This is a genomic window from Candidatus Dormiibacterota bacterium (assembly GCA_035635555.1).
In the GTDB taxonomy this organism is placed as follows: domain Bacteria; phylum Acidobacteriota; class Polarisedimenticolia; order Gp22-AA2; family Gp22-AA2; genus Gp22-AA3.
In genome coordinates this window covers 40,238-48,522 of record DASQAT010000012.1, presented here as the reverse complement: position 1 = coordinate 48,522, position 8,285 = coordinate 40,238, and the positions used below count along the sequence as shown (strand labels likewise).

The 8,285-nt window shown below is 70.9% G+C and carries 4 protein-coding genes; 1 reads left to right on the top strand and 3 read right to left on the bottom strand.

What is annotated here, in order from left to right; genetic code table 11:
- Positions 1-136 precede the first annotated feature (136 nt).
- Together VEW47_03330 and VEW47_03325 are read right to left on the bottom strand one after the other, a co-directional pair.
- Positions 137-3,652: a fused MFS/spermidine synthase gene (locus VEW47_03330; protein HYS04202.1), complete on the bottom strand. Its 3,516-nt coding sequence runs from the start codon at positions 3,650-3,652 to the stop codon at positions 137-139.
- Positions 3,653-3,662: 10 nt separating this feature from the next.
- Positions 3,663-5,147, bottom strand: coding sequence for an MATE family efflux transporter (locus tag VEW47_03325; protein HYS04201.1), 1,485 nt, complete (start codon positions 5,145-5,147; stop codon positions 3,663-3,665).
- Between the two features lie 61 nt (positions 5,148-5,208).
- On the opposite strand from VEW47_03325, the gene VEW47_03320 reads away from it, so the two are divergent.
- Positions 5,209-7,320, top strand: coding sequence for a chloride channel protein (locus tag VEW47_03320; protein HYS04200.1), 2,112 nt, complete (start codon positions 5,209-5,211; stop codon positions 7,318-7,320).
- Here the strand turns inward: VEW47_03320 and VEW47_03315 are convergent.
- On the bottom strand, positions 7,317-8,276 hold the full coding sequence (locus VEW47_03315; GenBank protein HYS04199.1) for a hypothetical protein: 960 nt from the start codon (positions 8,274-8,276) through the stop codon (positions 7,317-7,319). The genes VEW47_03320 and VEW47_03315 overlap by 4 nt on opposite strands.
- Positions 8,277-8,285 lie beyond the last annotated feature (9 nt).

The window sequence follows — 8,285 nt, the reverse complement described above, 5'->3', positions numbered from 1 at the left end:
CCGGCACCCAGTCCGAAAGCGACGGCGGCAGCAACAACATCTGATCGGGTTCGTACGGTCGGAAGATCTTCATGCGCGTATTATCCACGCGCCGGTGTGAACCTGTGCAATCAAAAACGATTACTCGGACGGGCTCCTAGGGGTCGGTGACGGTCTCCCAGGACCGGCCGGTCAGCGCCAGGTAGCGCTGCGCCAGGATCCCGGCGCGCGCGGCGTTGCCGGCCGCCGCATCGAGCTGGCCGAGGTACCCGACCGCCCACGGGTGATCGGGATGCGCGTCGAGAACCTCCTCGAGCAGGCGGATGGCGCCCTGGAGGTCCCCCTGACGGACGCGCGAGCGCGCCAGGAGGAAGGCGACGGCGTCGTCGTCGGGATCGTACTCGCGGGCCTCCTCCAGGAGTGCCTGGGTGCGGCCGCGCGGAGCCGAGTCCCAGCCGGCCTCGACCTCCTCGAGACGGGCCTGCGCCTGCTGCGGGGCGGCGGGACTGAGGCGCCGCCTTTCGGCGATCGCCTCCCGCGTCCTCCCCGTCGACTCCAGCGCTCCGGCCAGAAGCGCGCGCGCCTCGCGATCGGCCGGGTTGAGGAGGAGGTACTCCCGCAGCGGCGCCACGGCGTCGGCGGGGCGGGCCGCGGCGCTGTGCAGCGAGCCGAGATAGAGGCCGAGATCCGGGAAGGGTTCGTCCGCCGCCGGCGCCTGCGCCGCCGTTCCCCGCGACAGGGCGCTCTGCGCGGCACCCCCCGCCGGGCCGGCCGGCCGGAGAGCAGCGAGCATGGAGTAGGCGGCCCGGCGCTCGCCGAGGGAGTAGAGGCTTTCCCCCTCCCAGTAGCGTGCCAGCCGGTCGTCGGGGAGGAGCGCGACGAGTCTCCGCGCATCGGCCCGGACGGCGCGCCAGTCCCGCTCGCCGCGCTCCAGCTCGATGAGAGAGCGCAGCAGCGCCGCGTCCCTCGGAAATTCGCGGGCCGCGTCGCCGAGCCACGACCGCGCCGCGCCGAGATTCCCGGAGCGCGCCAGGCACGCGCCGTAGACACGCGCCGCGCCGGGGTTGCGCTCCGCGCGCAGCGAGCGCGTGGCGTACTCTGCGGCGAGGTCGGGATAGCCGCCGGAAAGCGTGGAGCCGGCCATGCCTGCCCAGAACAGAGCCTGTGCGTGCGGCTCAGCGGCCTGCGGGCCGAGATGGGTCAGGACACCGGTGGTCCTTCCGGCGAACAGCCGCGCCAGCTCCCCGGACTGCGCCGCCTGAGCCTCCGGACGGCGGGACAGCATCCGCAGCGGCGCCGCGAACTCGATCAGCATGTTGTCGTCCGTGTTCAACGGGCCGGGCGCGAGAAAGGAGCGGAGCTCGGCGCCGCCGATCCAGTAGTGCGCCAGCAGGCCTCCGGGGTCGCCGATGCCGATGCGCTCGAGGTCCCGGGCGGGCCCTTCGCCGGGGCGGGCCAGCAGCGCATCGAGCCTGACCCCTGAACCGCCCTTCGATCCGACCAGGATGGCATCGGTATCGACCCGGAACACGTGGACGTCGGGAAACACGGCGGCGAAGCTGCGCAGGATGGCGCTGAAATCGTCCGGGGTCGTCTCATAGAGCTGCAGCCACTGGCAGAACAGGCCGTCCGGGGCGAGGCGCCTGGCGGCGAGGTCGAAGAAGTCCCTGGTGAACAGGCTGGCGGCGCCCGCGACCCAGGGGTTCGACGGCTCGGAGACGATGACGTCGTAGCGCTCCTGCGTCACCAGCAGGTGGTTGCGCGCGTCGTTCACCACCAGCCGCACGCGCGGGTCCCGCAGCGGCGATCCGCTCACGTCGTCGAAGAAGCGGCTCGCCTGCACGACGGCGTCCTCCAGCTCGACGCACTCGACCTCCTTGACCGGGTGGGTCAGGACCGACCCCAGCGTGACTCCGCTCCCCAGACCGACGACCAGGACGCGATCCGTCCGGGGCGCCAGGAGCAGCGGCACCTGCGCCACCAGCACCTGCGTCGGCAGATCCCCGGGCCGGGCCTTCGTGTGGCGCACCGGGGGCTCGGGCAGGCCGGGGGGCACCGAGGCGTCGGGCTTGCCGTTCACCGTCAGGGTGCGCGCCGCGGTGGTGCGGAAGACTGTGACGGTGCAGGTCAGCCCCTCCTTGAACATCAGGATCTCGCCGTGGCTCTCCTTCACACGCTCGAAGAACGACGCTCGATCGAGTCCCTGGTAGCGATCGGCGTAGCGGAACACGCCGCTCGACAGGACCTCCTCGGGCAGCAGGGGAGCGGCCACCGTCAGGTTGGCGAGGAAGGCCACGATCGCGACGGCGAGAAGGAGGCGCAGGCGGCGCCCCGCCGCGACGCGCGCCTGCATCAGACCCAGGAGACCGAGCAGCGCGCTCACGGCGACGCCGAACAGAAGCGCGTTGCGGCTCCCCCAGCGCGGCACGAGCCAGAAGCCGGCGGCGACCGAGCCGAGGATCGCTCCCAGGGTGTTCCAGGAGTAGGCGCGGCCGACGACGCGCGGCGCCCTGTCGCCCCTGGGACGGAGCCCGCCGATGGTGACCGGGAACATCGCCCCGAGACCCAGCGTCGGCAGGATCATCAGTCCCGCGGCGAGGGCCAACTGCACCAGGATGAGCCCCCGGGGGGATGGTTGCAGACGATTGTGCGCCACGACGTACAGAAACGGCAGATCCCGTATCAGGAACAGGCCGAGGTACGTCGACAGCGCGACGAGGACCTGGCAGAGCGCCGCCGCCAGCAGAGGGTCGGGCAAGTTCTTGAGGAGACGCGCGCCGAGCCAGGCGCCGAGCGCCAGGCCCGCCAGGAATGTCGTCAACATGACCGTGTAGGAGTAGGTGGACGACCCGAGGACCAGGACGAGGAGACGGCTCCAGGCCACTTCGTACACCATGGCGACGCCCCCCGAGACCGCGTACAGGAAGACGAGGACCGTGGCGGCGCGTCCGATCGTCGAGGCCGCTTCGTCGGGGTGCCGATCGCGCGGCTGTTCCGGCCCCCGCGGCCGGAGCGCGCTCCGTTCCGCCACGAGGAAGGCGCCCGCCGCCGCGAGAAGGTTCAGCCCGACCGCGAGCCACTCCGTGCTGCGCAGTCCGAGGGCGGGGAGCAGCGACAGCCCGGCGGCGGCGCAGCCGACCACGGCGCCGAGCGTGTTGCAGGCGTACAGCAGCCCGACGCTCCATCCGTCGCCCGCCGGCCGGGCGTCTTCCCGCGCGCCGGGCGCCCCCCCCACCGCCAGCCGGCTGGCGATCGGCAGCGTCGCGCCCATGAGGAGGGTCGGCACCAGGAGGACGGCGCCGCACAGCAGGAAGCGCCACAGGCTGAAGACGGCGAAGGAGGAGTGGAAGTGGCTCCAGATCGACTGGTACACTGGGACCAGGGCGCGCAGCGCCGACGGCACGAGCGAGCCGGCCACGCCGATCAGCAGCTCGATGGCGGCATAGACCCGCAGGGGATGGAACCGGTCGAGCCGGGCCGCCGCCACCCCCATGAGCCAGGACCCGAGCGCCAGCCCTCCCATGAAGGCGGCCAGGACGGTCGCGACGGCGAACGACGTGGCGCCGAACACCAGCTCGAGGGAGCGGACCCAGGCGACCTCGTAGATGAGACCGCTCGCCCCCGACACGAAGAGGCAGATCAGGAGCCCCGGGAAGACCGCTCGATCCCGCACGACCTACAATTTAGTCCTCGGGGGCGTCCTGTCGAGCGGAGAGCGGCGCAGTCGGCTCGGAGGGGAGCGTTGCGGGGGCGGAGAAGCGTGCGGCGCCGGGCTGACCGGCGGGACGCGGTTGCGGGGCCGCGGCGCGCTCCTGCGCCTCGAGATCACCCAGGAACCTCCGCATCCAGATGAAAAAGACCGCCGAGGCGAGGCCGCTCGCGCCGATGAGTCCGGCGATGAGCCCGTGCAAGGGGGGCCGGCCCAGGAGGTCGGCCGCCTTCATGCCGGCGAAGGCGAACGGGATCGTCAGGATGGTGTAGCGGAACACCGCCATCGCCAGCCCCGGGCGGCCGCGCTGCAGACCCTCGAAGGCGGGACGGCAGAGCGAGAACGGGACCATCGCCAGGCAGGCGAGAGGGCAGAGGGCGAGTGCCATGGTGGCGAGCTCCGCGGTCAATGGCGACTCGGCCAGGGCGCGGGCGAGCCACGGGCCTCCGACGAGCAGGGCGGGGGTGACGAGGCCGACGCAATACACCACAGCGACCAGGAGGATCTGGCGCATCCCGTCACGGATCGCCCGGATGTTCCCCTCGCCGAAGCGGCGCGCCACGTAGGGGAGGACGGCGACCGCGGCGGCGATGATCGGCATGGCCGCGAACTGCAGGACGCGCGAGTAGATACCGTAGGCGGCGATCGACTCGGTCGCGTTCGGCTGCCGGGCCAGGAGCCAGTTCACCAGACCCGTCTCCACCGCCATGAGCCCGTACGTCATGGAGGAGGGGAGCGCGAGCGATAGAAACGATCGCAGCGGGTGGGGGTCGAGGGTCGGGTCGGTGTCGAGGCCGCTCGCCTGGCGCGCCGCCTCATGGCGGGCCGCCTTGCGCAGCGCATACACCAGCCCGCCGAATCTTCCGAGGACGGTCGAGAGGGCGATTCCGAAGACTCCCCAGTGGAACACGAACAGGAACAGGGTGTTGAGACCGACGTTGATCAGGTTCGACCAGATGCCGGCCCACATCGTCGATTTGGTGTCGTGGTGCGCCTTGACGATCGAGTCGGGAATGATCGACCAGAACGCGGTGAAGGCCGAACCGCCGATCAGGACGCCGCCGTAGATCGAGAACTGGCGCGCCAGCACCGGGTCGAGGCCCATGTGGTAGGCGCCGAAGTAGATGTACACGGCGATGGCCGAGAACAGCGGCACGAGCGACCAGACGATTCCGCGCGACACCGACAGGATCTGCTCGATGCGAGCCCCCTGTCTCTTCCCCATGGCCTGCGACAGGTTCGAGGTCAGTCCTGTCGAAACGCCCACCCAGCAGGCGATCATCAGGATCTCGTAGGGGAACGACAGCCCTCCGACCGCCGCGATGGCCGCGTCCCCCAGCCTCGAGGCGAAGGCGATGTCCACGAAGGTGAACAGCGAGCGCATTCCGAACGACAGGACCAGGGGGGCGGCCATCCTCAGGATGGAGGGGTAGGGAGGGGAAGATTGCCGCGAAGTCATCGAAGCCGGATATTCTAGCAGAGCGGCCTCGCGCCTCCCCAGGCATTAGAATGGAGCGCGGATGATCTGGCTCAGGCAGTTCGCCGACTGGCGGCCGTTCGCCTCGCTTCGGACCCGGCCGCCGGGCGAAAAGCGCTTCCTCGTCATGGTCCCGCTGACGGGGGCCGCCACCGGCTTCGCGGCGATTGCCCTGGTCCGCCTGCTCGGTCTCGTGCAGGGGTTCTTCTGGGGATCCCGCCACGAGCTCCTGAGCCACGCCCTCGCTCTCCCGGCCTGGCAGCGCTTCGCCATACCGACGCTCGGAGGGGCGCTCGTCGGCCTCATCATCTTGATCACCCGGCAGCCGGTCGGCGGGCACGGCACCGCGGGCATCATCGAGGCCGTGGCGCAGCGCGGCGGCTACATCCCATTCGGCCGCAGCCTGATCAAGGCGCTCGCGACCATCTGCACGGTCGCCACCGGCGGCTCGCTCGGCCGCGAGGGGCCGCTCGTCCGGGTGGGCGCCTCCATCGGATCCCTGCTCGGACGCCGGTTCCGCCTGGGCGGCAATCGACTCAACATCCTGGTCGGATGCGGGGCCGCCGCCGGCATCGCCGCCGCCTACAACGCCCCGATCGGCGGCGCCCTGTTCGCGCTCGAGGTGGTCCTCGGAAACTTCGCCCTCGAGTCGTTCGGCCCGATCGTCGTCGCCTCGGCGATCGGCACCGTCATCTCGCGCAGTCTGATCAGCACCTACCCCGCCTACACGCCGCCGCAGCACGCGACGCTCGTGAACGGCTGGGAGCTCGGACACTACCTGGCGATGGGAATCGGCATCGGCGTCGCGTCGGCCCTGTGCATCGTGGTGCTGCGCGATACGGAAAGGGGATTCAAGCGGCTGCCGATCCCGGCCTGGGTCAAGCCGGTCGTGGGCTTCGCCCTGGTCGGGCTCATCGGCGTGTTCTATCCGCACGTCTTCGGCAACGGCTACGACACGACCAACGCGCTCCTGCGCGAGGAGCTGCCGCTGCAGCTGATCATCGTCCTGCCTGTCCTGAAGCTCGTCGCGACGGCCCTGACCGCCGGCTCGGGGGGCGCGGGCGGTCTGTTCACGCCGACCCTGTTCATGGGCTCGGCGCTCGGTTACACCTATGGCGCCTGGTGCCACGAGACCTTCCCGCTGACCACGTCGACTCCCGGAGCGTACGCGCTGGTCGGCATGGGGGCGATGGTGGCGGGCACGACGCAGGTGCCGCTCTCCGCCATCATGATCATCTTCGAGCTGACGGGGGACTACCAGATCATCCTGCCTCTCATGGTGGCCTGCACCGGTGCGGTCGTGGCGTCGCGCCTCCTGCACCGCGAGTCGATCTACACGGAACCGCTGGTCGAGCGGGGCGTGAGGCTGGGCGGACGGATGGAAGAACTGGTGATGGACACGATCCAGGTGCGCGACGTCATGCGCTCGAGCGCCGCTCCCGTGAACGAGCTCGAGACCGTGGGCGTGGTCATGAAACGGATGCTGGAGGAGGGGCGCAAGGAGCTGTTCGTCGTCGGCGAGGACGGCCGCCTGAGCGGCGCCATCACCCTCGGGGACCTGGCGGATCCCGTCCGCAACCCCGAAGCCGCGCAGACTCTGCGCGCCAAGGACGTCATGTACCCCAACGTCCCGGTCCTGACGGAGAACGACCGGATGAGCGAGGCGATCGGGCGGTGGTCGCAGGTCAGCCGGGACCGGCTGCCGGTCGTCGATTCACTCGACACGCGTCACATCGTCGGCGAGCTCTCGGCGGGAGACATCATGGCGTTGTACAGCCAGGAGATCCTGCACAAGGAAGCGCGGCTGGCGCGCTTCGACAAGCCGCGCGCCGGCGGGCGTCCGGAGACGACGTTCGTCGAATTGCCGGGCGAGTACGTGGTCGCCCTCGTCACCCTCCCCGAGTCGTTCCCCGGCATGACCCTGCGCGAGCTCGGCTGCCGCCAGCGCTTCGGAGTCAACGTCATCGAGCTGAAGCGGCGCATGCCGGGCGGCCAGGAGCGCCGCATCATCCCCGACCCTTCCACGGACCTCAAGGCCGGGGACGGGCTCATCGTCGTAGGCCGTCCGGTGGAGATCGCCCGGCTCGGCGACCCGGTGCGCCTGGCCGAGATCGCCTCGGGGGGCGCCGGCGATCCGAAGGAACAGACGCCCTAACGGGAACCGGTCGAACGCGTCCCGGCGGGGGGCGGCCCCTGGAGGAATCGTTCGTCCCCCGGCCGGTTCAGCGTCCAGTAGGCCAGACGCTGCGTCCACTTCAGCCGATAGGCGCCGCCGTCGCCGCGGTCCCAGGCCACAAGGAGATGCGGCGCGTCGCCCGCCGTCCAGTAGACGTCCGGCGGCCCTCCGGCGGTCCGGAGCTCCCACCGCAGCGCCTGGAATCGGCCGGCGGGCACGACGATCCCTTCCTCCCTGGCGGCGACGAGTGTCGCCGCCTGCGCCTCCGGTCTCGGACCCTTGCTCTCGATCTGCGACGGCAGCAGGCGGAGCGCGCGCTCCGTTCCGGCGCTCTGCGGCAGCGATCGGATCCACAGCGGCAGGGCGTCGTAGAACACGACGTCCGGGCCGGTCGGGAGGTCGTAGGTCGCCTCCGCCTGGTTGTCCCAGTACGTGTGCACGTGCAGCGTCCCCCGGCCGTCCCGCCGCGTGTATTCCTTGTAGGTGTTGCCGCACCATTCGTTGGAGGTCAGCGACAGCTTCATCAGGTCCATCGTGCCGCGGTCGAAGAAGCAGGAGGCCATCTGGTGGTAGGAGTAGATGCCGGTCGGGTAGTTGAGGACGTGGTTCAGCTTCAGGACGGTCCGGAGATCGCCGGGGTCGTGGCCCGGGTCCGCCTTGACCAGCTGGGTCTTCGAGAGGTCTTCCTTGACCACGACGAGGTAGGCGGTGAGCGGTCGGAGGATCCCGTATCGCTTGATCGTGGCTTCGTACGCGTCGATCTCGGCGCGCCCGTCGTCCCAGAGCACGTCCGCCGCGAAGGGATTCGGCGGCGAGGCGGTGCCGCCGGCGGCGGGCGCCCGGCAGCCGGCGGCGCCGAGCGCCCCGGCAGCCAGGACGAGGACCCCGAGACCCGCAACCGGGAGGCCGCGCTGTCTCGCTCCCGCAAGCTCCATGCCCCGGCC